Origin of the sequence: Parathalassolituus penaei (assembly GCF_026626885.1) — a bacterium.
In the GTDB taxonomy this organism is placed as follows: domain Bacteria; phylum Pseudomonadota; class Gammaproteobacteria; order Pseudomonadales; family Oceanobacteraceae; genus Oceanobacter; species Oceanobacter penaei.
The window spans coordinates 91602-116249 of record NZ_JAPNOA010000006.1 but is presented as its reverse complement, the minus strand read 5'-3'; the positions used below and the strand labels follow the sequence as shown (position 1 = coordinate 116249).

Genomic DNA, 24648 nt, shown 5'->3' with positions numbered 1-24648 from the left:
TATTCAGAAAGCCTCTTCTAACTGGTTGTGTGCTGATACTGGCGATAACCGTGAGCAGTTGCAGTAATGACTGGATGCGCTCCCAGCGGCAGTCGTCGGGCGACTACTTTCGCCCGGTCGAACAACAGGCTGACCCGGTTGCTCCGCTGGTGATCCGTGTGACCGGTTATGCCGCCCTCAGTAATGCCAAAAACCTCAGTGAAGCGCAGCGGCGTTTGCTGGCAATGCGAGGTTCCCAGGTCGATGCCTACCGCACCATGGCCGAACGGGTGTACGGCACTGCGATTCAGGGGGCAACTACTGTGCGGGACATGGTGGTCGAAAATGATCGTTTGCGTACCTGGGTGGAAAGCAGCCTGCAAGGGGCTCGGGTTGTCAGCACCGATGTGTTGCCGGATGGCAGCGTTGAAACGGTTCTGGAAATGGTGATTGACCAGGGCTTTCGTAACTGTCTGCAGACCAATGGCAATCAGCGTATGAATGTGGACTGCCGGATTCCACTGGGCAGTCATCTCGGCATGGCCAAACCGGTTCAGACCGAACAAAACCGCATGGATGTCGGTAGTAATCCCTATAGTGGCAGTGCTCCCCAACCCGATATGGCAGCTCCGTCGTCCACTCCCAAAGGAGCGCAATCCGGCTTCTATTTTATTGAGTAAAAGAGGAGAGGGCGGTTATGAAAATCTTGTGGCTTCTTTTTTGCGGGTTGCTGGTGGGTTCTGTACAGGCGATGGAAGTGCAGGTGACTGGCCAGGCCTGGGTCGACGGTTCAGTGAATATGGCGCGTGATGCCGCGCTGGAAGATGCCATGCAACAAGCGGCGCTGCAGGCGGGTGTGCAGGTGCGAAGCAGTCAGCATCTGAATATGGGGCAGCTTGACCAGGACCATGTGCAGGTTGATGGACGCTCACGTGTTGCCCTCAAACGGATTGTGCAGGAAGGCCGCAGTGGCGACTGGTATCAGGTATCGATTGTGGCAGAAGTGCGCCCCGAAGCCATGTGTGCCGATAGCCATCAGCAATATCGCAAGACCATCGCAGTTGCTGGTTTTTCACTGGTGGATCAGGATCAGGCGACTCTTGGACGGGTTGGTAATGTTGAGCAAGCCTTGCCACAGGTGCTGGTCAGTGCCCTTAATCGCGATATGGGCTCTGGTGTGCAGGCTCTGGATGCTTCCGGTTCGCGTTTGTACGCTGATCCACGTACCGCGCCGGTAATGGAAAACAGTCAGCAGCGACTGACAACATCCGTCACGCTGGCAACCCGTCTGGGGGCGCAATATGTCGTCTCCGGTGTGGTGCGTGACCTGGGCTTGACTGGTCAAAGCCGGACGCTGGAAAGTGGCCAACCACAAAATGTGAACTGGCGTGATGTATTGGGTATGCAGCAGCCAGCGCCCGAACGTCGCTTTGCTGTGGAGTTGTTTGTGCACGATGGCTTGAGTGGTGCGCTGCTGTTCCAGCGTCAGTACCAGACCAGTGGCTTGTGGAACCTGCCTCAGGACCAGTCAGCTCCGTTTGCATCACAACCGTTCTGGCACACTCGTTATGGTGCCGAGGTTCAGCGTCTGTTATCTGGTGTTACCGAGGAACTTACCGAAGTTCTGAGGTGTCAACCTTTTATGGCCAGAATCGTATCAGCACGCGGCAACCGTTTGCATATTGAGGCCGGAGCTGTGGCTGGTATTCGTCCGGGCGACCGTTTTCAGGTTTACCGTACCGGCACCTTCTATAACCTTGATCTTGAACCTCGTACCGAGTTAACCAACATGGCAACCGAGGTGGTAATCAAGCAGGTGCAGCCACAATTTGTGGTGGCCGAGTTGACCAGCTCTGCTGAGTCGTTGTCTATTCAGCGCGATGACCTTGTAATCGCCTGGTAAACAGTGGGTGAGGCGTCTTTGAATGATGTGATGCTTTCTTGATTATTGTCAGCTACGTCGTTTTTAGCTCCGGTCCTTGTCGCAACGAGAGGGTGGGGCTACTAACGTCTGGTTGACCACAATTTCTCCCCGGCAAGCCTTGTGGTATGCGCCTCTTGTACTTTTTTGACGTAATTTTCAGGTTCATTTAATGATCGTTAAGGTTGGATTGTTTCAACCTTCACGTAGATTTTGCTGCATTTATCCCCTTTCTGGCTTTTGGAACGATGGCCGCGTCCATGGCAGGCATCGCTGATCCTCTGTTACGTTGTTTGCCAAAAAATTACGGAAAATCAACAGCTTTACCCGGTTACGGTAACTGTTTTGATTCGTGATCGACAATCGGATGATGTATTGTGAGCAAACATCCGGTCAGGACGATTTTTACACAAACGCGATAAAAACTAGTCAGGCATCCAGCCTGGCGGGCTTGTGTTTTCACAACCCGTAAAAGTGAGGAGAGATTATGAAAAAGTCAGGTTTGCTGTTGGCCATGGCGGCTCTGAGTGCGGTTCCTGCCATCGCAGATACCTCAGCAACTGTTTACGGCTCCATTCGTATTTATGCCAGCGCTGGTGATGCTGCTGATGCGGATATTTCCAACGATGCTTCCCGTATCGGTCTGAAAGGCTCTCTGGACACTGCTCTGGAAAACGTTAAAGCGGTTTACCAGGTTGAAGCGTTTGTTGGTCGTGACAACGGCACTGATTCCAACAAGAGCCAGAACGAAGGTTCCTTCGGTCTGGACGGTCGTCTGGCTTACGTAGGTCTGACTGGTGATTTTGGTCAGGTTACTGCTGGTCAACAGTGGTCCACTCTGTACAGCATGGTTTCCAACGTTACTGACCTGACTATCAACAGCACTGGTGAAACTCAGGATTTCAACTGGCGTAACGACAGCTCCATTGCTTACGTTTCTCCAGTAATGAACGGTCTGCAATTCGGTGCTTCTGTACTGTCTGACGCCGATGTTGACAGCGGAGAAGACACTGATCACTTCCAGTTGGCTGCCAAGTATACTGCTGGTGCTCTGACCTTGGCAGTTGGTCTGGATCGTGCTGCTGACCAGTCTCTGGCTGATATTCAGGCACTGTCTGCTGCTTACACCATTGATACCGTTACTCTGGTTGCTCTGGCTCAGAGCTACAAGACTGACCTGGCTGGTGCCGAAGCTTCTTACCCATACGAACTGGGTGCATCTTGGAACTTCGCCCCAGATCAGACTGTGGTCCTGACTCACTACAACATGGACAATGCTGACGATGACACTGGCTTCAACCTGGAACTGCGCAGCGGTTTGGGTAAAGGCACTACCGTCTACACCAACATGGAACTGGACAACGTAGCTGATGAAGACGTTCTGGCTTACGGTGTTGGTCTGAAAGTCGACTTCTAATGTTGATCAGGCGGTGGGTCACTCCACCGCCGACGCTGTTGCCTGGGCTCTCGGGTGATGGTTGCGAATTGGTTTTCGCTCGGGCACATCGCGGGGTGTGTCTTTTCTTCTACGTCGGCTAGCCGACGTTTTTTCTTCACGGTTACGTTGACCAGCTCTCACCAGCCCAACGTATTTGAGGGTCCTTGGCCCTCTTTTTTGACTGTGAAGGTCTCTTTCGCTTGAGATTCGGGTCTGAAAACCAATACGACTGACCGGCACTCGTGCCGGTCAGTCACCTTTCCTGTTTTTTCCGCTATTCCATGTCTATATCCAGCCGGTTTCGGTCGCCTTTACAGATGACTGGCTTTGCCTGCCTGTTGGCGGATTTCCGTCCATTCCTCCTGTGAGCGGGCGGTGCTGTTGCCCGGTACGTTCAGCAGGATTTCAAAATAGTCGGAGCGCAATTCGGATTGCATGACGGTGTCACGGGGTTTGCCTCGTACCACATACACCGACTGGATGTTCTGATGGTCGAAGGCTCGCCATTGTTGTGGATCTTTCAGGAGGCTGTAGCTGTGATTTTCCAGCGCCTTGATTACGCGGTCGCTGTTGGTGGTACCCGCTCGGCTTGCTGCATCCCGATATTGATAGATGCTGTCGTAGGCGGCAGCAGCAACGCTGCCGGGGTACTGGTGAAAGCGTTCGACGTAGTCTTCAACAAAAGCTTTGCCGCGCGGGTATCCGTATTGGTATGGCACTGACCAGGTCCAAGGTGTGGTGCCCACCACGTTTTCCATCAAACTTGCTCCGGCACTGGCGGCCATACTTTCAGTCAGATTGGGAACCACAATCTGCATGTGTTCTTTCAGACCCATGTTATCGGCCAGCTCCAGCGCAGTGGCCATGTCCTCACCAAATTGCACCAGAACCAGAATGTCGGCTGCTGATACTGCCGCGGCATCGAGAGCACTCTGCAATTCCTGCTGTCGTGGGCGCGGGTAAGGGACTTTGACTCCGGGATGGCTGGCGGTATTGGTGGTATGAGTGAAGGTTCTGATCGACGCTTCTGTTGAGTTGCCCCAGCTGTAATCGGCCGTCACAAAAAACAGCTTTTTATCCTGAATATTCTGGTTCAGGTAAAACGCCAATGCCTGGGCGGTCATGCGGGCACTGATGTATTCACGGAACAGGTGGCGATTGCCTTCCTCTTCTGTAATTTCATTGGCCGTACCGAGTGTTGGTAAATAGAGAACGTGCTGCTCGGCGGCGGTTTTGCCAATTTCGATCACCACATCGCTGGAAATCCCCCCCAGCAATACTTCCGCTCCTTGTGCCAGCAGCTCATGGCTGGCGGTTGCAGCATGTTCGACTTTGGATGCTGTATCAGCCATCAGGAGTTCCAGTGGTTTGCCCAGCAGTCCACCAGACTGGTTTATTTCTTCGACCGCCAACAAGGCGCCTTGTGCCTGTTCATACCCCTCGGCCTTGTAACGGCCGGTTGTCGGGTGCAGTAGTCCGAGCTTGATACTGTCGGCAGCCAGCGTGGTATTGCTTGTCAGGCAGGAGGAGACCAGCAGAACAGCTGTCAGAATGGGGTGTCGTTTTGTAGCACTCAAGAACATCAGGTTTATCCGTAGCAAATGAGAATTATTACTATTTGTGCAGTCTATTCTTATTGCGAATAAAAACAACATCTGTTCTGCAATAATTGCAGACCTGTTAACAGAAATGACAGAAATGAAATGAAACGGGTGTTCAGATTGTTGGTGTGTTTGGCACAGGGTGTTGCTGTTTGGCCTGAAAGGTTGGAATCTCCAACCTAAGAATGTCAGGTTTGGCTACAGATACGTACGTCTGACAAACGTCGAGGACAGGGTAATTTATGCCAACTTATGGGGCGCAAAAATACTTTTGAGGGGCGTTGTGAATGGTTTGGTGCGGCTACACCGGCACTTTTCCGGTGCAGCCTGATTAGTGGAATTACTTAATATGGCGCGTTGCGACCAGCCTGGCAGTGAATATCAAGAACTGTCTGTAAAAACAGTGAGCGCGCGCGGTTTGGTTGTGCGCTTTTTTTACTGATGGCGGCGGCTCCCAGTGTGTAATAACGGGACGACGGCGCTATGGCCTTGAGCTCACCACGTTGTACATACGGAAGTGCGATACTCTCTGGCAGAAACGACGAATACAGACCGGAAAGTATTAGAGCAATACGGGTTTCGTAGTGGTAGGAGATTGCTGTGAGGTTCATCCGGGATATTTGCTGGTATACCTCTTCGTGTGGTTTCAGGCCAGCATGAACTACTGGCGTGCTGTTAATGACCGAGTCGTCGAGACGACTTTCCGGCATATCGAACAGCGGATTTTTCCGACCGGTGTAAAAATAGCAACGGTCACTAAAAAGATGAATATAATCAATGCCTTCCAGCTTTCTGTGGTACGGGATGAAGGCGATGTCCAGCTCATCGTTGAGCACCCGGCGCTCCATATCGACCATATGTTCAACGTCGACGGTCAGCTCAACATCTGGCGCTTCCTGACCATATGCCCGAATAATTTCCGGAAATTTTCCGCGCGGATCGATGGCAAAGGTGTCGCTCATGCCAACCCGTAATTTGCCGGATGGCTGCGAGCTGAGGTTGTTGATGGTATTGCGGAAACCTTCCAGCGCATCCAGTAATTGCTGGGTCTGCTGGTAAATAACCTTGCCTTCATCGGTAAGTGCAAAGCCACCGCGGCCGCGCTTGCAAAGCGTCAGGTTGAGGCGGGCTTCAAGGTTGGCGATATGAATACTGATGGTCGGTCGGCTGATATTCAATTGGGTCTCGGCAGCACTGAATCCGCCGCACTCAACAACCGCCTTGAATACCTTCAGTTGTTTGATTTCGTAGTCGCCCAGTTGGCCTAATGAATATTTTTTTGACATGTTGTGCTTCAAAAGGGTGCGATATGGTGGTTTGAGGCAACTCCAGCAATTGCTGTGCCGATGGTAAATTGCACCTTGCGTTAGGGTTCGTCAACCTTTACTTAGACGCCCCTTGATTTATCCGATGATCGCTCTTTGAAAATATCCAATCCTGTGAGCAGGTATCCGGTGACGGAGAGCTGTACTGCCAGGATCTGTGATTGAACTTGCCTACTAATTAACGACAGAAAAATAGAACAGGATTATCGTTATGATGAAGTTTGTGAAACGCGCTCGTGCGCTGGTGGCCGGTGGTGCCATGGCTCTCTCGGTTGCGGCCGGCATGCTGCCTTCCATGGCTCAGGCAGCTGATGCGGAATACAACTGGCGCTTCAGCAACCTGTACGGTCGTGGTACCGCATTCGGTGAACTGTACGAGAACCTCGCGAAAAACATCGAACAGCTGACCGATGGCAAGATCAAGGTACAGGTTCTGTACTCTGGTGAAGGTGTTGGTACTGAAGGTCTGCTGGGTGCAGTGAAATCTGGCCTGATCACCATGGGCGCTCCATTCCAGTCCATGCACGCTGGTGAACTGCCTGCCGGTATCGTTGAAATCGGTCTGCCAGGTGGCACTGCTGATACCGACAAACTGTACGACCTGTTCCACAACAAGGGCTGGGACAAGATCCTGACCCAGGCTTACGGCTCTCAGGGCATGGTATGGCTGGAACCGTACATTCAGCCACCGGTGTACATCATCACCAAAAAGCCAATCAACTCTATCGAAGACTTCAAAGGTATGAAGATTCGTGCTCCAGGCGCATACGGCAAGTTCCTGCGTAACCTGGGTGCTTCTCCAGTGTCTCTGGCCTGGTCTGAAATCTACACCTCTCTGGCTACTGGTGTAATCGACGGTTCTATCGGTTCCAACATGATCGACCACCGCGATGGTAACCACGTTGAAGTTGCCAAGTACATGTACCGTCTGCCACTGGCTGGTGCTCAGGTTCTGCCAATCGTTGTAAACCGCAACGCCTGGAAGAAACTGCCAGAAGACCTGCAAGCTGACGTTCGCAAAGCCACTGAAATTCACGCCAAGGAACAGCTGGAAAACTCCAAGAAGTGGGAAGCTGAAGCTCTGGCCGAAATGCAAGCCAAAGGCCTGCAGTGGTCTCCAGAACCTAGCGAAGCTGACAAGGCTGCCTGGAAAAAAGCCGGTGAAGGTCTGTTCGACGAATACGCTGCTCAGGACAAGTACAGCAAGCAGCTGATCGAGATTCTGAAGAAGAACTCCTGATCTGACGCATCCTGTCCGGTAGTGGCCAGGGCTGGCTGCTACCGGACATTTTTTTACCCGGAAATAACAAGATGCTGACCTCTGTTCTGAAACAATTGTGCCGCGGCAGTGACCTGCTGGTGAAATGCGCGGGCCTTGCGGCCTCTGTGCTGATGCCAGTACTGACCGTGGTGGTTGCCTGGGAAGTATTTGCACGCTACATCCTGAACGCCCCGACCATATGGGGTTACGACACTGCCCTCTTTTTGTTTGGTTATATTGCTGCACTGGGTGGTGCCTGGGCACAACAGAATCGCGCCCACATTACGGTGGATATTCTGTACCTGAAGGTCTCCGGCAATACTCGCCGTGTATTTGACCTGATCACGGGTTCATTGGGTATTTTCTTCCTGGTGCTGGTGGTGAAGATGAGCTATGGCAAGTACGACGAAGCTGTGGAATTTGATTTTCGTACCCAGAGTGAGTGGGCAGCCCCTGTCTTCCACTTCTGGATCATGATGATGGTTGCTGCCTCGCTGTTTGTTATGCAGCTGACTCGTGACCTGATCGCTAACCTGTACCACCTGATCACTGGCAAGCCATTAATGGCCAGCGATGACGATCAGGACGAGGATGACCAAAATGGGAATTGAGCTGCTGACCCTGGTCCTGCTGGGCTTTATCCTGACGTTTTTTGCCCTTGGCGCCCAGGTTGGTCTGGCCCTTGCCGGTATCGCCATGGCGGTTGGGTATTTTGTTTGGGATGACGGTATCTTTAACCTGATTCCAACCACGATTGAAGCCACGTTTAACAGTTTTATCCTGTTGGCGATTCCACTGTACATCTACATGGGCCAGCTGCTGACCAAATCCGGTATCGGTGATGCCATGTTCAACGCCAGCCAGATGCTGATTGGCCGTGTTCGTGGTTCTCTGGCGATCAGTGTGATTGGTGTGTGCTCCATGATTGGTGCGATGGTGGGGATTATTGGTGCCGGTATCATGACCTCCGGCTCCATTGCCCTGCGTCCAATGCTTGAGCGTGGTTATGACCGTCGTATGGCGATGGGTGTGATCATGGCCGGTGGTGCTCTGGGTATCCTGATTCCACCAAGCATTCCGATGATCATGTTTGCGGCCTCTACCCAGAACTCCGTTGGTCGTATGTTCCTGGGTGCCATGATGCCAGCCTTGCTGACCATCGTGCTGCTGGTTTCCTATGTGGCCATCAGCTGCTGGCTGAACCCTGCTCGTGCTCCGAAGACCGCTGAAGACGAAGCCAACCGCAATCTGCCAGTGGCGCAGAAAATGCGTATCGCCCGTGACGGCGTGTTGTCCCTGCTGCTGATTCTGGTGGTACTGGGTTCCATCATCACCGGTGTTGCGACCCCAACCGAGTCGGGTGCTCTGGGTGTGGTCGGTGCTGTGCTGCTGGCGATTGTGTTCAAGCGCTTCAAGCTCGACATGTTCCGTATGGCGGGTGTGCAAACCGGTATTCTGGTGAGTGTGGCCATGTGGATCATCATGGGTGCATCCCTGTTCAGTAACTTCCACCTGCTGATGGGCGTGCAGACCATGGTGTCTGACTTCACCAGTACGCTGGATCTGCCTCCGATCATGATCATCATCATGTTCCAGGTCATCATGCTGTTGCTGGGCTTTATCATCGACGAATTCATCATCGTTCTGATGTGTGCGCCGCTGTTTACACCGATTGCCGTGTCTCTGGGTTATGACCCGATCTGGTTCGGTGTTCTGATGATCGTCAACATCCTCATAGCGGTGCAGACACCTCCTTATGGCTTTGCTCTGTTCTATCTGAAAGGGGTGGCGCCATCCGACGTGGGAATGGGCGAGATTTACCGTTCGGTAACACCGTTCATCATGATCAACCTGGTGGTTCTGATCACCTGTATGGTCTTCCCGGACATCATTCTCTGGTTGCCTAATACGGTAATGGGTCAGGAGTAATTGCCATGTTCTACCATGTGTTGATCCCGGTTGACCTCAGTCACCCGGAGCAGTTGCCAAAGCTGATTGAAACCGCTCGCCAGCTGACCAACGACAGTCCACATGCAGATTTTGATTTTCTGTATGTGGATGACAGCCTGATTCACAAGGCTGGCAGCCCGTTGCTGGACGAGGATTTCAAAAATAAGCGTCGACGTGATGAAAAAGACAAGTTGTTGGCGCTGGTGCGCAACTACATGCCTGAGACTTTGCATTATCGTCATCATGTCCGTTTTGGCACCGTGCATGAAAAGATTCTGGAAGAGTCAAAACGCGGAGATTCTGATGTGATTGTGATGATGGCCAGCAAGCCTGGCCTCGGCAGTTACTTCGTAGGTTCCAACGCTGAACGTGTTGTTCGTCACGCCCAGTGCAGCGTGATGGTGATGCGCGAAGCCTGATACTGTTTTAACCCTGTTTCCCCCCGAGTCATTGCAGGTGTCCGGGGGGTTTTTTTAGGGTTCGATAGTCAGTGATTGATCAGAGAAGAAGCAGAAAGCCCGCCGGGAGTGATTCCGGCGGGCTTTTTGTTTTTGGATCTGGCGACTGGCCGGGCCGCGATCGGATCTGGCGTCCGACGTCCGACTTCTGGCGCTTTGCGGCTACTCGGCTTGTTAATTGGCCTGGCCGTTTGCCCTCTTTGGGGACCTTGTCCCCCGGCCGGGCGGGCATCCCCCTGCTTTTGCCCGACTGGGCTCGTTTTTCCGGTATTCACCGACAACGGCGGTTCGACCCCGACCCGATGGCACGTCCCTGTGCCAACGGGTCTAGCGGGGCATCCATGCCCCGGCCGGGTCTGCCGTTGCGGTGAATCCCGGCTCGCCCAGATGGGCATGGTGCAGCCAGCTGCGCTGGGCGAGGTCGATGTAAATGATTGCTCTGTTGTAGTGTGGGCATTTATGCCCACAAAAATCGCGTCCGACGTCCGACGTCCGACGTCCGACGTCCGACGGCTGGCGGCTTGTTAATTGGCCAGGCTGTTTGCCCTCTTGGGGGACCTTGTCCTCCGGCCGGGCGGGCCTCCCCCTGCTTTTGCCCGACTGGGCTCGTTTCTCCGGTATTCCCCGACAACGGCTGTTCGACCCCGACCCGATGGCACGTCCATGTGCCAACGGGTCTAGCGGGGCATCCATGCCCCGGCCGGGTCGGCCGTTGCGGTGAATTCCGGCTCGCCCAGATGGGCAATTGGCAGCCAGCTGCGCTGGGCGAGGTCGATGTAAATGATTGCTCTGTTGTAGTGTGGGCATTTATGCCCACAAAAATCGCGTCCGACGTCCGACGTCCGACGTCCGACGTCCGACGGCTGGCGGCTTGTTAATTGGCCAGGCTGTTTGCCCTCTTGGGGGACCTTGTCCCCCGGCCGGGCGGGCCTCCCCCTGCTTTTGCCCGACTGGGCTCGTTTTTCCGGTATTCACCGACAACGGCGGTTCGACCCCGACCCGATGGCACGTCCCTGTGCCAACGGGTCTGGCGGGGCATCCATGCCCCGGCCGGGTCGGCCGTTGCGGTGAATCCCGGCTCGCCCAGATGGGCGTTGGGCAGCCAGCTGCGCTGGGCAAAAATTGCACTGTCTTGTCGGAGCTGGCCGTTGGCCTGGATGGGCAATTAACGGCAGCCAGCTGCGCTGGGCGAGGTCGGGATTGTGGGTTGTGTGAGTGAATTTATTCGCGATGCTGTTGCGTCTGGCGTCTGGCGTCTGGCGTCTGGCGTCTGGCGTCTGGCGTCTGGCGTCTGGCGTCCGACCGTCCGGGCATAAAAAAACGCGGGGGTTGCCCGCGTTTTTCTGTCTTGCTGGCGGCTGACAAGCCGCCGGAAAGATCTTATTCCACGCTCAGGAAGTTGATCGCTGAGGCTGGCATATCCAATTCGATCACGTCACCGCTACGGGTGTTGGTGTCGGTATCAATCACCACCAGGCCTGGGGTGTCGCTGTTACGAATAGCAGCCCACAGACGGTTGTTGGTGTCGACGTTGAGGTCGCCCATCTTGATGGCGGTATCCGCGTTAATGCCGGTCAGTGCGTTCAGGTCCAGCTCGGTGCTGACGCCGGTGCTCGGGTTCAGCTCGAAAATACGGGTGTACTGGGTGGTGTAGCCCTGTTCGATGTTGGCGGTCAGGTACAGCTGGTTGTCTTCGGTGACGGCTACGTCGGTGATGTGGTAGTAGATGTTGTTATCCACATCGTTCAGCTCGTCGGCGAAGGTCTCGCCGTTCACCAGGTTGGTGACTTCCCAGCTGCTGGTGCTGATTTCATCGATACCGCCGCTGTTGCTGCCGTAGTTGCCACGGCCGGCGACGTAAACGGTACCGTTGTGTTCAACCAGGTTGCCCGGGTTGCTGACGGTCAGGGCGACACCTTTCAGGCCATCGGTTTGTGGATCGGTGTCGATTTCTTCGTTGCTGTCGACATCAATTACCGCTACGTAGGCTTGTTGGGCACCCCACCAGCCATCCAGACGCTGCATAACGACCAGCAGCTGACCGTTAACCACAATGGCGTCGACCATACGGGGGGCTACACCCGGGTTGTCTCCGCTGTAGGTGTATTCAGACATGTCGATTTCAGCGACTTTGAAGTCCGCTTCGCTGGTGGCCGATGGGTTCACTTCCCAGATGCTGTTGGCGCCGTAACGGATGACGTAAGCCTTGGTGTCCGATACCTGTACCAGCTTGTAGGTGTTGGCAGTGCTGTCGCCAGCATCGTTGGTGCTGTAGCTCCAGATGGCTTCATTAAATGCTGTGTCAGCCGCGGTGTCGTAACGGTCGATTGTGTCGATACCGTAACGGCCTATGTGGTACAGGCTGCTGCCAAAGGTAGAGATGGTGTAGTCAGAGTCGGCCTTGCTCAGCAGACCCTGAGTAGCAGTACGATCACCAATGATGTTACCCACAGCAACCTGGCTGCTGCTGTAGTCAGACGCAACCAGTTGCACGGCGTAGGAGCCTTCGGAGAGTGGGGTTGACTTGTTATCGTCACCACCACAGGCGGTCAGGATCAGAGGCAGGGCGGCCAGAGGCAGCAGGCGGAAGCTGTGTTTGTTCATGTGTCCTCACAGGTACAAAGTAATATAAAGGCTCCACTGACGTCCGTTGTCGGGCCGTCCGGTGTAGTCCCGGAAGAAATGGTTGGTCAGGTTGCGAATACGCAGCCCGGTTTCGCCGCAGTAATCGGCACTGCTGTTACCAAACTGGTAACTGCCGGTCAGGTTCATCAGACGACGCTGGTCGCCGCGCACCAGGTTGCTGCGGTCAAGCCAGAGGTCATCGGCCAGCTCTCCGGCCAGTTCGATCTGATAAATGCTGTCCTTGCGGGCGGTGTACTGCCAGTCGATGCTGGCCAATCCGCGTTGGTGATAAATCCCCGCCAGTTGCTGGCCATCCAGTGATTTGACCGTGTCGGAGCGGGTTTCGCTTTGGTAATGGCTGCCAGCCAGTTTCAGGTGCCAGTGCTGGTTATCGTTGTTGTCTCCGTCGAGCTGGCTGCGTAATTGCCATTCCAGACCTTGCATGCTGGCACTGCTGGTATTTTCGTAACGACCGGCGCCGGTATCTTCGTAGATGGCAACGATGGCGTTATCCAGTTCGCGGTTAAACAGGCTGATATTCAGACTCTGGTTACGACCAGCCAGTTCGGTGTCGAGGGTAGTATCCAGGCTGATGGTGATGCTGTCTTCCGGCAGCAGTTCGTCGTTGCCGACCATCAGGCCGTGATCACCAAAACGCTCGTAAAGGCTGGGCAGGCGACGTGCGGATTTGACCGCTACCTGCCAGCTGGCGTGGGTTTGTTGCCAGTCGTGCAGCTGTCGCCAGGAGCTCATCAAGGATGGCCATTGGCTGCTGTTGCGGGTGGTGTCGAGATCGTTGTTGCCGTCCGGGCGCGCCATTTCGTTACGCTGATGGTGAGTGACATTCAACAGCCATTGCTGGTCGTTCTGTCCTTCCCATACGCTTTGCAAACCGGCTTCGCTTTCCTGCATCCATGAGAACTGATTGCAGTGGCCGACCAGGCTGTCGCAGGCAACGGCGTCCTGATCCAGCAGGTAACGGCTGCGGTAGGTCTGCTCGGTCATTTTTAACTGGCCGGTGAAAGTCCAGCTGGCAACGTCGGTCTGGCTGCTGAACTGGCCTTCGGATTGGGTGTAGCGGTAACGGTTGTCGTCTTCGCTCTGGCCGAGAATTTTTTGCGGATCACGGTAGGTTTCGTGGCGCAGGCTCTGGAACAGCTGCCAGTGCTGGTAAAAACGCTGCTGCTCGCCAAGGGCAAAGTCACCTTCCAGACGCAGATAACCACTGCGATTGGCAAGGGACGCCGTGTTGTTGGGCGAGTTGCGGTAATAATCCGGCAGCTGCTTGTATTCGTCCTGCACCTGTACGGTGGCCGTCAGGATATCGGCACGATGGCTCAGCAACAGGCTGTTGTGTTCATAACGGGCATTACGGAGGGCTTGCCAGTCGTTGCGGTTGGTTGGATCGGCATACGGGCTGGCAACCGGGTAGCGGCCGTTGTTATCACTTTCGCGATGGTCATACAGCAGGCTGGTGCGATCACCCAGTGGCTGCTGCAGCGACGTGCTGAAACTGTTGCCGGAGCCAATGCTGCCCTGAATGCGAGTGGTGCCGTCGAGGTCGTCGCGGGTAACAATATTGATGGTGCCACCAATAGCATCATCACCCATGATACCGGCGCTGTTATCACTGCCAGCCTGAATGATTTCGATGCGTTCGATCTGGTTCATCGGAATGGCATTCAGATCGTAACTGCCGTATTGGCTGTTGTTGATGGCGATGCCGTTGACCAGTACGCGGGTCTGGTTGGCATTGGCGCCACGCATGGATACCACCACCGGATCGCCTTCGCGACCGAGGGTTTGCACTTGCAGGCCATTCACCTGTTGCAGAAAGTCGCCGAGATCCCGATAGCCACGGCTCAGCTCGGTCTGGTCGTACACTTGCCAGTCCGGAGTGCTGGTGGTTTCGGCTTCGCCGGTCACGATGATTTCGTCGGTTACCTGAATCGGGTCCGGTTCAGCATGTAATACCGGTGCTGCTGAGATCAGCAGGAGAGGCAACCAGGGACGGATATTCATGAGTTCTGCTACCACAGGTCTGGTGGCAGAGGGGAAATAGCACAGGATCAGGCGTTTTACATGGCGTAAGCCTGGATTCGCTGCCTGCTGTCGCCCTCCGCAACACCGGTTAATTCTGGAGACAGGCCGGTATCCGGGCTGACAACCTGAGCATAAACTCACTGGCAACGCCTTCCCATGACCTTTGGTCACAGTGGCTGGACGGATGTCCGGTTGCCGTTCTGGTTGATCACCGTTGCGGGGGCAGCGCCGGGTTTACACTAGGGACCCTTTGAATAACTCGCGCAGAGTTATTCATAGTGTCCCAGGGTTCACCGGTCTTCCCGTTTAACCCGAACTGGTCGGGCACCTGAAACAAGCGCGCAGGGTACGCGGCGCTGACAGGTGCGTCAAGAATGCCGGTGGGGACTGTCGTGGAATGTTGGGAAATCCTCAGACTTTGCTGGTAAACGCCATGTTTGTAGCGGATTTCCCTGCTTATACGCCGATGGGTTTTGGCAGGCTGGCGACCAGAGGCAGACGAATCATGAAGCAGGCGCCGTGTTGTTTGCCAGGTTGATACAGCATCTGGCCATGGTGGTGAGCGGTGATAATAAAGTAGGAGACGGACAACCCGAGGCCGGTGCCTTTGCCCACCTGTTTGGTGGTGTAAAAGGGTTCAAAAATACGTCCTGCGTGTTCGCCCGGAACGCCGGGGCCGTTATCTTCCACAGCGATACAGGCATACATGCCTTCGCGCCAGGTGCTGACGCTGATACGCGGTGCCCAGTCGGCAATCGGGGGTTCATAACCGTCGAGGGCATGTTGGGCGTTCTGCAGCAGGTTGACCAGTACCTGTTCGATTTCACCCGGAATACAGGGGACCGCTGGCAGCAGTTCGTCGCTGGCCAGATCCAGTTCAATCGCCCCCAGACCCAGGTCGTTACGGGCAACGGTGATGGCGTTGTTGATCACCAGACCCAATGATTGCGGCTCCAGATGAGCGCTGTTGCGGCGGGCAAAGTTGAGCATGGTGCGAATGATGGTGGCTGCCCGTTCGCCGGCGGCACGGATGTGTTCCATCATGCCGTCGATTTCGCGTTCATGCAGATACCGACCCAGCGCATCCAGATCCAGACCGACCGTTTCGGCTACGCGCTGGTTGGCGGGTAACTCGGAACCGAGACGTCGCCGCAGGTTTTGCAGGTTCTGCAGAATGGCCCCCAGCGGGTTGTTGATCTCGTGGGCCATACCGGCGGCCAGGCCACCAACTGTGAGCATCTTTTCCGACTGCACCATCAGCTCTTCCATATGCAGGCGCTGGCGAATGTCGTCGATACGCACCACGGTCACCGCCGGTTGTTCGTATTCGAGTCGGTACATCACACAGTCGGCGACCAGAGCTTCGGTCAGGCTTTCCAGCGGTACCCGTTCCAGACGCTCGTTTTCAGCGTGTGGCGGTTGCTGGCTTTGTTGTTCAAACCAGCTGGCCAACTCAGGAATCAGCTTGGCCAGCGGGAACCCCGCCAGAGCCTGACGTTCCTGACCTAACCACAGTTCGGCCTGCCGGTTACACAGCAGCAAACGCCCGGATTGGTCGAGGGCAAACAGGGCAGATGGCATGGCGTTGAGAATGGCATCCAGCAGCGCCTTGGTGTTGCTGAGCTGGCGCTCCATGGCGCTGCGAACGGTAATTTCGTGTTCCAGATCGCTGTTGATGCGGGCGCTTTCCTGCGCCAGCAGGGTGGCGCGCAAACGGGCGCTGTCGGCCTGACGGTGGGCGCGTAACAGGTCGGCGTTACGACGATGGAGGCTCCAGTACAGATCATTCAGCGCACTGACCAGCGGCAGCAGGTCGGGGTCGTTGCTGTCGAAGCGCAGGGTATGGCTGTGGTCGGCATGGCGGGCATCCAGCAATTGCTGGCGCAGGTCGTCGTAAGGGCGTTGTTGCCAGCGCCGGATGACCAGATACATACCAAAAATCAGGAACGAACCCAGTGATACCGTTACCAGCAGGGTGGTGAGGGTTTCGATAATAAAGTAGCCGGGCAGGGAGGTGTGGTTGCTGAGTGTTAACAGCCAGAGTCCTTGTGGGCTGTCGAGGGTAATGTCCACCATGTTGGTGCTCTGATGCGATTGTGGATCGCGCATGCTGGCGACCTGGAATTGCAGCAGCTGGCCGTCCGGCCCTTGCAGACGGATGGCATCGAGCTGGTGATGTTCGATCCAGGGTTTGATGATGTCTTGCAGCTGCTCCGGGGTGGTTTCGCCGTGGCGCAGCGCCTTCTGGATTGTTGAAGCCAGGAGTTGATTGATTTCCGGAGCCAGGTGATTACGGCCGATCCGATTGGCGGTATGCCAGAACGACAGGGATGACAACATCAGAATCAGGAAAACAGTGCCAACCATGGTGATCATGGCACGGCGGCGCGGCAACATTCCGACACCGGGTTCGGAGTGAGGGCCGCCCAACATCATGGTTGTCTGGCTCCGACTGGAATGACCGGGTTGGACGTTGCTCGCAAGGTGGCAGGATGAGGTTCTCCGCGCACTTGTTGCCACAGCTGTGCACACAACGGTAATTCAATCGTGGCAGCGGCAGCCTGCTCCAGCAGATACCCGGTGATATAGGCCAGCTCGTCCGGGCGCCCGGCCAGATGATCCTGCAGGGTGGAGGAGCGATTGGTCGCGGTGGCTTTGGCTACGGCGCTGATGCGGGTGAGCGGATCAAATGCCAATGGCCAGCCCAGTTGCTGGTACAGATCGCCGATTTCCGCGCACAGGGCTTTAAAGTGCGGGTAATAATCCGGGTGTTCCAGCAGTTCGCCGTTGCGGCAACGATAAAGCGCGGTCAGAGGATTGATAACGGCATTTACGGCCAGTTTTTCACGCTGATATTGCTGGATATTGTCGACGGTTTTACAAGGAGCGGGGGCGGTTACGGTGGTGTCTGGAGATTTTTCGGAGTTTATTGAAATCGGGATGCGTCCGGCCAGAATTTCGCCTTTGCCAGCCCGCACAATCACACCGTCATCACGTCGCCATGCACCTTCGGTCGAAATCGCCGCCCATAATTCGCAGCTGAGCCCCTGTTGATCCAGCCACTGCTGTACCTGCTGGTGTTGGCCCATACCGTTTTGTAATAACAGCAGGCGTTTGACGGCCGCCAGTCTGGGCCGCCACAACTGCAGGGCATCGAGAGTGGCGGCGGCTTTGGTGCAGACCAGTAACCAGTCCAGGCTTTCGCCTTGCCAGGCTGGCAGATGCAGGGTGGCCAGACTACCCTCATCCTCAAGTCGACAGCTGGCCTCCTGCTGCTGGCGGGTGAGGGCATACAGGCAGTGTTGCTGCCAGTGATGGGCCATCAGGGTGCCAACGGCACCGAGGCCAAGAATTCCGATTGAAACAGTCATGACCGGATTATAGGCATGCGATTGTGATCACGAGTAGTTCTTTGAATAACCTGTGCCGCAGCTGGCGCCTTTGGCTTTGCTTTTCGGCAGCGACAGCGGTATACAGTGCCCCTTTAACAAGTTTGACCGAGATACAGGAGAATTCTGATGCCTTCTTTTGACGTGGTATCCGAAGTCGATAAACACGAAGCCCAGAACGCCGTTGATACTGCTGGCCGCGAACTGAGCACCCGTTTTGATTTCCGTGGCGTAGACGCCAGCTTTGAACTGAAAGATCTGGTCGTCACCATGACGGCTGATCACGAATTCCAGCTGGAACAGATGAAGTCCATGCTGACCGGTGCCATGACCAAACGTGGTATCAAGGTGAACTGTCTGGAATACAGCAAGCTGGAAGGTTCCGGCAAGCAGGTCAAGATCAAGGCCACCATGCGTCAGGGGATCGACAGCGACCTCGGCCGCAAGATGGTGAAAATGGTCAAGGACAGCAAGATCAAGGTTCAGGTTTCTCTGGCCGGTGATACCGTGCGTGTGCAGGGCAAGAGCCGTGACGACCTGCAACAGGTGATGGCGATGTTCCGTAGCGACGACAGCATCGACATGCCACTGGCATTCAAGAACTTCAAAGACTGATGTCGTCTGGCAGCGGAGACCGCCCTCCACAATCGTTGGCGGCCACTGGTCGTACTTCGGAGGGCTGGCTCGACGCCTGCCGTCAGTTCTGGTCTGTTTATACCCGTAAACCGGTCATGGCCATTGCCCTGCTGGGCTTTGGTGCCGGTTTGCCCTTTCTGCTGGTGTTCTCGACCCTGACCGCCTGGTTGCGTGATGTCGGGGTGGAACGCACCACCATCGGTTTTTTCGCCTGGATCGGTATTACCTATTCCATCAAGGTGTTCTGGGCGCCTGTGGTTGATCGTATTTCCCTGCCGTTATTAAGCCGCTGGTTAGGTCAGCGTCGTAGCTGGATTCTGCTGGGCCAGCTGGGCATTGCTGTTGGCCTGGTGTGGATGAGCCTGCTCGATCCGGCTACCGAGCTGTGGTGGGTGGCGGTGGCGGCGTTGCTGGTGGCGTTCAGTTCTTCCACGCAGGATGTGGCACTTGATGCTTTCCGGATTGAAGCCGTCGAAGACAGCCTGCAAGGGGCGATGTCGGCCAGTTATATCTTTGGTTATCGGGTAGCCCTGCTGTTTGCCGGAGCCGGTTCGCTGTATCTGGCGGAGTGGTACAACTGGAGCCTGTCCTACGGGGCCATGGCGTTAATGATGGCGGTCGGGATTCTGGCGACGTTCTGGTGTCAGGAGCCGCCCCACATCAGCCGTGATCAGCGTAACGAACAGGATGCCGCGATGATGGATCGCCTGTTTGGACGCCCGATGCACATGGAGCGACGTCCGGGTTGGGAGCGTTGGTTGCTGGGCGCAGTGGTATGCCCGATTCTGGAGTTCTTCCAGCGCAACGGCTGGCTGGCCTTGCTGATTCTGGCCTTTGTAGCAGTGTTTCGTCTCAGTGATATCACCATGGCGGTGATGGCCAATCCGTTTTATCTCGATATGGGTTACAGCAAGTCGGACATCGCCAGCATTGCCAAGGTGTTCGGATTTTTTATGACCATTGCCGGTTCGGCACTCTGTGGTGTGCTGGTGATTCGCTGGGGCATGTATCGGCCGCTGTTGCTGGGAGCGATTCTGGTATCGTCCACCAACCTGCTGTTTGCCACTATGGCGTTTGTGTTTGAAGGTGGAGCTGAGCATCCATCACTCTGGTGGCTGACGCTGGTGATCAGTACTGACAATCTTAGTGGTGGTATCGCCAGCACGGCGTTTGTGGCTTATCTGTCGAGTCTTGCCAACAAGAGTTACACCGCTACCCAATACGCGCTGTTCAGCTCCCTGATGACCTTGCCGGGCAAGTTTATCAGCGGCTTTTCCGGATGGGTGGTCGATGGTCTCGGTTATGGCCAGTTCTTTGTGGTGGCCGCCATTCTGGGAATTCCGGCTGTCGTGCTGGTGTTGATCTTGATGCGGCGCATGCCTTTGCCCGCTCCGGCAGCCGAAAACCATTCTCAGTCGTGATCTTTTAACCAACACACTCTAGAGTGGGCGCTTCCCCAAATGGATGTGTTGAGTCTGCTCATGAGTGCCAGTCTGATTCCGCAGGTGGTATTGCCTGCAGCCCTGTTTCTGATCATGACCGGGGTTGGCTTGTCGCTGACCCTGTCTGATTTCCGTCGTATCGCCGATTACCCTCGCGCTGTGCTGGTGGGAGTGTTGTTGCAACTGATTGCACTGCCCGTACTGGCATTCCTGCTGGTGACCCTGTTTGGCCTGTCCGGAGCGTTGGCGGCTGGCCTGATGATGGTCGCGCTGGCACCGGGTGGTGCTACTTCCAACCTGATTACCTATCTGCTGCGCGGTGATACCGCGTTGTCGGTGAGTCTGACCGCGCTGAGCAGCCTGATTACACCGTTTACCATGCCGGTGATGGCCTGGATGGTGCTGGCGTTCTGGTTGCCGGAGTCGGGGGCGGGTGACTTTCCGATTGTACCGACCATGCTGAAGTTGCTGGTGATGGCGCTGGTGCCGGTAGCACTGGGCATGTTGGTTCGTCATTTCGCCCCTGCGTTCAGCGAACGTATGCAGGCACCGGTGAAGTTTCTGTCGATTCTGTTTCTGGTGGCGGTGGTGGTGGGCATCGTTAAAGCCAACCATGAGCAACTGATGGCGATTATTGGTGAGGTTGCGCCGGTCGCCTTGTTGTTGATGGTGCTGGCGATGCTGATGGGCTGGGCGGCTTCGCGTTTGCTGCGCTTGAGCCCTGAAATTGCCATTACCCTCGCCATTGAAACCGGTATTCAGAACGCCGGCACGGCCTTGCTGATTACCGCCGGGATTCTGCAAAACCCGCAGATGTCGGCGGCAGCGCTTAGCTATGGAGTGCTGATGAACGTACCGGTGTTGTTGTTGCTGGTATGGCGAAATCTGCCCCAGCAGAAAACGGCACAGGCGTAGTTTCTGTCGGTGTGCGGATGAGTAAGGTTTGGTGCCCGGATGGGATTATTGGGCACCAAAATGGATCATTTTGAACTTTTTTCGGGTGATTGGTTTTTGATATACAACTAATTGTTCAGCGCCGACGGCTCTTTTGCCTCGTCCGATTCTGCAATCATGCCGCCATTCACGTTTTGCCGGAGAATGGCCATGTCTGATGTTTTGAAGTTCCTGCAGTGGCGTTATGCCACCAAAAAGATGGACCCATCCCGTGTGGTTCCGGAAGAAAAAATCGAGCGTATTCTCGAAGCCGTACGTCTGACTGCGACGTCCAGCGGTTTGCAGCCGTATCAGGTATTTCTGGTCACCAACCCGCAAGTTCGCGAGCAGATTCGCGCGGTGGCCTGGAATCAGGCCCAGATTACCGATTGTTCTCACTTGCTGGTGTTCGCTGCCTGGGATGATTACACCCCGGAACGTATCAACCAGATGTTTGATTACACCAATGATGTGCGTGGTTTCCGCAATGAAGGCTGGGAAAACTATCGCCAGATGTTGCTGAATGGTTACCCACCTCGTGGCCCGGAAGTGAACTACCAGCATGCTGCCCGTCAGGCCTACATTGGTCTGGGCACTGCGTTGGTGGCGGCGGCCGAAGAGCAGGTAGATTGCACGCCAATGGAAGGTTTTGTACCGGACCAGGTCGATGAAATTCTGGGATTACGCGCTCAGGGCCTGCGCAGTGTGCTGCTGTTACCATTGGGTTATCGCAAGGCTGATGAGGACTGGCTGGTGGAACTGCCAAAAGTGCGTCGTCCGCGTGAGCAGTTTGTAAAAGAAATTCGCTGATAGGGGAAGAGTGCCCCGATTGGCTCTCAACAGGCAGCTGCGGCTGCCTGTTGCGTTTCTGCATGACGGATTTTTACGCGCAGAACTCAGCTGAAGCTGGAGTGGCGGGTATAGCGATAATCCGGATGCCAACGATACAGGCGCAGGCTGATACGGCCGTCGTCAGTGACCAGCACTCCTTCGTTGCGCAGACGCTCGGACTGATCATTGCCACCTTCCATCGGTGGCAAGCTGATTCGTCCCTGGGCGTTTACGACCCGATGCCATGGCAGACGGGTTTCCCGAGGCAGCATCTTTAATACCTGACCCACCCAACGGGCACGGTTCGGCAAGCCAATCAGATCCGCCAGTTGGCCGTAAGTGACCACACGTCCGGCAGGAACCGAGGCTAACAGGGTGTAGAGGCGAATTTCGATGGGGGTCGAAGGAATAATGGGCCGAATGGCCATGAATCAGCAGTCCGTCGTTGTAGGGATAATTATTGTTAAGGACTCTCTGAATAACTCGCGCAGAGTTATCCAAAGTGTCCTTGGGGATTGTAGCCGGTTTCTGAGCCTCCGGTCAGAGGCAGATCAACTGGGATGTCTGTCAACGGCACAAGCTGGAATTGTTCGACTTGTTCAGCCAGCTGTCAGGCGGTCTGAAGATCTGTTATGGCTGCCAGTGTTGCATATTCCGGGCGTGGGTGTTTGTCGCCCTGCGCCAAATTCTGGATGCTGATTGCCGAACCGGAATTTCCGGCCATAAAAAAGCGGCCGAAGCCGCTTTTTCAGACTGCGCAGTATTACAACTAGATACGCAGCGCACCGTCTACTTCAACCACACGACCAGACATGTAATCGTTTTCCATCAGGAACGCGACGGTCTGGGCAATGTTCTCAGGCATGCCCATACGCTTCAGTGGAATGCCGGCCACAATCTTGTCGAGTACTTCAGGCGGCATGGCGCTGGTCATTTCGGTAGCAATAAAGCCCGGAGCAATGGCATTGGCGCGAATGTTGTAGCGCGCCAGCTCCTTGGCCCAGGTGGTAGCCATGGCAGCAACACCAGCCTTGGCGGCGGAGTAGTTGCTCTGGCCGACGTTACCGGCGCGGGAAATACTGGAGATGTTGATGATGCAGCCGCCTTCGCCGCTGTTGATCATCTGGATCGCGGCTTCCCGACCACACAGGAATACACCGGTCAGGTTAACGTCCATTACCATCTGCCAATTGGCCAGCGACATCTTGCTGACCACACCGTCCTTGACCTTGACCATCAGGCCGTCACGGGTGATACCTGCGTTGTTTACCAAGCCATGCAGTGCACCAAAGTCCTTGCCGATACTGGCGAAGGTGGCTTCTACCTGGGCTTCATCAGCGACGTTACATGCATAGGTGCGGCCCTTGCTGCCTGCCGCCTCGACCTGGGCGAGGGTCTCGTTCATGTGGTCCTGATTGAGGTCAATTACCGCGATTTTGGCTCCCTTGCTGGCGAGCATCACTGCCATGGCTCGACCGAGTCCTTGTCCGGCACCGGTAATGGCGATCACTTTGTCTTGCAGGTTCATTATTAAGCTCCGTCAAATGGTGATAGCGCGGTCAACTCACACCGGAAATATTATTGTTATTCCATTCTTCCGTACGACCCCGAGTTCAAGGCGCGCAACGAGTATAGACAATTGATGTGACAGCATAAGCCCCCCAATGGTCTATCCATCGAAGTGGATAGTATGGCAGGTCGCTGGCTTGAATTGCCTTGAACCAATGGCTGTGCTCAGGGGTTGTGTTTGTCAAAAATGCCCCGACATAAAGAATTCAATGCGCAAGTTTTCGGAGGCCCGCGTGCCCTTTTTCCTGTTGTTTCTGATTATTCCGGTTGTTGAGATCATGGTTCTGATCAAGGTCGGCTCATTTCTGGGGCTGTTCTGGACGATCCTGCTGATCCTATCCACGGCTGTGATTGGCGTAAACATCCTGCGCCAGCAGGGCATGGCGGTATTGACCCGTGCCGGTCAGAAACTCAATGAAGGCAGTTTGCCAGCACATGAACTGGCGGAAGGTTTTCTGCTGGCGCTGGCGGGTGCCCTGCTGATTACGCCGGGGCTGGTAACCGATACCATCGGTTTCTGTCTGCTGGTTCCATCCATTCGCCAACGTATGCTTGGTACTGTGGTGAAAATCATGAAACCGCGGGTAATGACCGGTGGATTTGGTTCACAGGGATTTGGTCAGCAAGGCTTTGGTGGCCAGACCTTTGAAGCCGAAGAGCAGGACCCGTTCCGTCGCGGTGGCAAGGCGCCATTTGAGCGTGTTGAGCCTGCCAATCGTCGCCCGGATGTTATTGATGGCGAATTTCGTCGCGAAGACTGAAAAAAAATTTGGGATGGGGCGTTGAAATAACCGTTGATGGCCCTATCTAACAATCACACAAAGATTTGGGGCCGGGGATGTTCGCCATTCCCGCCCGACTTACAGCAAACGTTGCTTTAAACATTGGAGAAGACCTCAAATGAAAATCCGTCCTTTACACGATCGCGTCGTAGTTCGTCGCAAGGAAGAAGAGCAAACCACCGCTGGCGGTATCCTGCTGCCAGGCTCTGCGGCCGAAAAGCCAAATCAGGGTGAAGTGGTTGCTGTCGGTACTGGTCGTGTTCTGAACAACGGTGAAGTCCAGGCTCTGTCTGTAAAAGTCGGCGACATCGTCGTGTTCGGCAAATACTCAGGTTCCAACACCATCAAAATCGACGGCCAGGACCTGCTGATCCTGAACGAAAGCGAAATCTACGGTGTTCTGGAAGCCTGATTGGCCTTCCACTCTCCTGTTATTTGAAACCGAATTTTTGAGGAAAATCGAGA

At 55.2% G+C, this 24648-nt stretch carries 21 protein-coding genes and 1 riboswitch; of the genes, 13 read left to right on the top strand and 8 right to left on the bottom strand.

The genetic code is table 11. From position 1 onward, the window contains the following. The first annotated feature begins 50 nt into the window (after positions 1-50). From OUO13_RS01560 to OUO13_RS01550, 3 genes are all read left to right on the top strand, one after another. The gene (locus tag OUO13_RS01560) at positions 51-659 is read left to right on the top strand and encodes an LPP20 family lipoprotein (RefSeq protein ID WP_283172094.1); all 609 of its coding nucleotides are present in this window, start codon (positions 51-53) and stop codon (positions 657-659) included. Between the two features lie 17 nt (positions 660-676). Continuing rightward, entirely contained in the window at positions 677-1882 is a 1206-nt protein-coding gene (locus OUO13_RS01555) for a flagellar assembly protein T N-terminal domain-containing protein (protein ID WP_283172093.1), read from the top strand. A gap of 505 nt (positions 1883-2387) precedes the next feature. After that, positions 2388-3317 (top strand): porin, encoded by a 930-nt coding sequence (locus tag OUO13_RS01550; protein WP_283172092.1) that lies wholly within the window; start codon positions 2388-2390, stop codon positions 3315-3317. 332 nt (positions 3318-3649) lie between these two features. Here the strand turns inward: OUO13_RS01550 and OUO13_RS01545 are convergent, their stop codons facing one another. Together OUO13_RS01545 and OUO13_RS01540 are read right to left on the bottom strand one after the other, a co-directional pair. Beyond that, positions 3650-4921, bottom strand: a complete 1272-nt coding sequence (locus OUO13_RS01545; protein ID WP_283172091.1) for an ABC transporter substrate-binding protein — start codon at positions 4919-4921, stop codon at positions 3650-3652. Between the two features lie 362 nt (positions 4922-5283). Then, positions 5284-6225, bottom strand: a complete 942-nt coding sequence (locus OUO13_RS01540) for a LysR family transcriptional regulator (RefSeq protein ID WP_283172090.1) — start codon at positions 6223-6225, stop codon at positions 5284-5286. 298 nt (positions 6226-6523) lie between these two features. Here OUO13_RS01540 and OUO13_RS01535 point away from each other — a divergent pair, with 298 nt between their 5' ends. The 4 genes from OUO13_RS01535 (at position 6524) to OUO13_RS01520 (ending at position 9894) form a co-directional block, all read left to right on the top strand. After that, the gene (locus OUO13_RS01535; RefSeq protein WP_428982307.1) at positions 6524-7504 is read left to right on the top strand and encodes a TRAP transporter substrate-binding protein; all 981 of its coding nucleotides are present in this window, start codon (positions 6524-6526) and stop codon (positions 7502-7504) included. A 71-nt stretch (positions 7505-7575) separates the two neighbouring features. Then, a complete protein-coding gene (locus tag OUO13_RS01530) occupies positions 7576-8136 on the top strand; it encodes a TRAP transporter small permease subunit (RefSeq protein WP_283172088.1) in 561 nt (186 codons plus the stop codon). After that, a complete protein-coding gene (locus OUO13_RS01525) occupies positions 8126-9454 on the top strand; it encodes a TRAP transporter large permease (RefSeq protein WP_283172115.1) in 1329 nt (442 codons plus the stop codon). Before OUO13_RS01530 ends, OUO13_RS01525 begins: the two co-directional genes overlap by 11 nt. A gap of 5 nt (positions 9455-9459) precedes the next feature. Then, positions 9460-9894 carry a universal stress protein gene (locus OUO13_RS01520; protein WP_283172087.1) on the top strand — a complete coding sequence of 145 codons (435 nt, stop codon included), beginning with the start codon at positions 9460-9462 and terminating at the stop codon, positions 9892-9894. A 1419-nt stretch (positions 9895-11313) separates the two neighbouring features. Here OUO13_RS01520 and OUO13_RS01515 read toward each other — a convergent pair. The 4 genes from OUO13_RS01515 to OUO13_RS01500 all read right to left on the bottom strand — a co-directional run bounded on the left by OUO13_RS01515 (position 11314) and on the right by OUO13_RS01500 (position 17972). After that, positions 11314-12537 (bottom strand): hypothetical protein, encoded by a 1224-nt coding sequence (locus tag OUO13_RS01515; protein WP_283172086.1) that lies wholly within the window; start codon positions 12535-12537, stop codon positions 11314-11316. Between the two features lie 6 nt (positions 12538-12543). Beyond that, entirely contained in the window at positions 12544-14580 is a 2037-nt protein-coding gene (locus tag OUO13_RS01510) for a TonB-dependent receptor (protein ID WP_283172085.1), read from the bottom strand. 107 nt (positions 14581-14687) lie between these two features. Continuing rightward, positions 14688-14948, bottom strand: a riboswitch (cobalamin riboswitch). 109 nt (positions 14949-15057) lie between these two features. Then, positions 15058-16998, bottom strand: a complete 1941-nt coding sequence (locus OUO13_RS01505) for a sensor histidine kinase (protein ID WP_283172084.1) — start codon at positions 16996-16998, stop codon at positions 15058-15060. A gap of 35 nt (positions 16999-17033) precedes the next feature. Further along, entirely contained in the window at positions 17034-17972 is a 939-nt protein-coding gene (locus tag OUO13_RS01500; protein ID WP_283172083.1) for a ketopantoate reductase family protein, read from the bottom strand. Between the two features lie 147 nt (positions 17973-18119). On the opposite strand from OUO13_RS01500, the gene OUO13_RS01495 reads away from it, so the two are divergent. The 4 genes from OUO13_RS01495 (at position 18120) to OUO13_RS01480 (ending at position 21811) form a co-directional block, all read left to right on the top strand. Continuing rightward, the gene (locus OUO13_RS01495; RefSeq protein WP_283172082.1) at positions 18120-18605 is read left to right on the top strand and encodes a YajQ family cyclic di-GMP-binding protein; all 486 of its coding nucleotides are present in this window, start codon (positions 18120-18122) and stop codon (positions 18603-18605) included. After that, positions 18605-20047: an AmpG family muropeptide MFS transporter gene (locus tag OUO13_RS01490; protein ID WP_346429319.1), complete on the top strand. Its 1443-nt coding sequence runs from the start codon at positions 18605-18607 to the stop codon at positions 20045-20047. Before OUO13_RS01495 ends, OUO13_RS01490 begins: the two co-directional genes overlap by 1 nt. Before the next feature lie 60 nt (positions 20048-20107). After that, on the top strand, positions 20108-20983 hold the full coding sequence (locus OUO13_RS01485) for a bile acid:sodium symporter family protein (protein ID WP_283172081.1): 876 nt from the start codon (positions 20108-20110) through the stop codon (positions 20981-20983). A 189-nt stretch (positions 20984-21172) separates the two neighbouring features. Beyond that, positions 21173-21811, top strand: a complete 639-nt coding sequence (locus OUO13_RS01480) for an NAD(P)H-dependent oxidoreductase (protein ID WP_283172080.1) — start codon at positions 21173-21175, stop codon at positions 21809-21811. 86 nt (positions 21812-21897) lie between these two features. Here the strand turns inward: OUO13_RS01480 and OUO13_RS01475 are convergent, their stop codons facing one another. After that, a complete protein-coding gene (locus tag OUO13_RS01475) occupies positions 21898-22260 on the bottom strand; it encodes an MGMT family protein (protein ID WP_283172079.1) in 363 nt (120 codons plus the stop codon). A gap of 341 nt (positions 22261-22601) precedes the next feature. Then, a complete protein-coding gene (locus OUO13_RS01470; RefSeq protein ID WP_283172078.1) occupies positions 22602-23360 on the bottom strand; it encodes an SDR family oxidoreductase in 759 nt (252 codons plus the stop codon). 250 nt (positions 23361-23610) lie between these two features. Between OUO13_RS01470 and OUO13_RS01465 the strand changes: the two genes are divergently transcribed. Together OUO13_RS01465 and OUO13_RS01460 are read left to right on the top strand one after the other, a co-directional pair. Further along, positions 23611-24162 (top strand): FxsA family protein, encoded by a 552-nt coding sequence (locus OUO13_RS01465; protein WP_283172077.1) that lies wholly within the window; start codon positions 23611-23613, stop codon positions 24160-24162. A gap of 139 nt (positions 24163-24301) precedes the next feature. Next, positions 24302-24595, top strand: a complete 294-nt coding sequence (locus OUO13_RS01460; RefSeq protein ID WP_283172076.1) for a co-chaperone GroES — start codon at positions 24302-24304, stop codon at positions 24593-24595. The last annotated feature ends 53 nt before the right edge of the window (positions 24596-24648 follow it).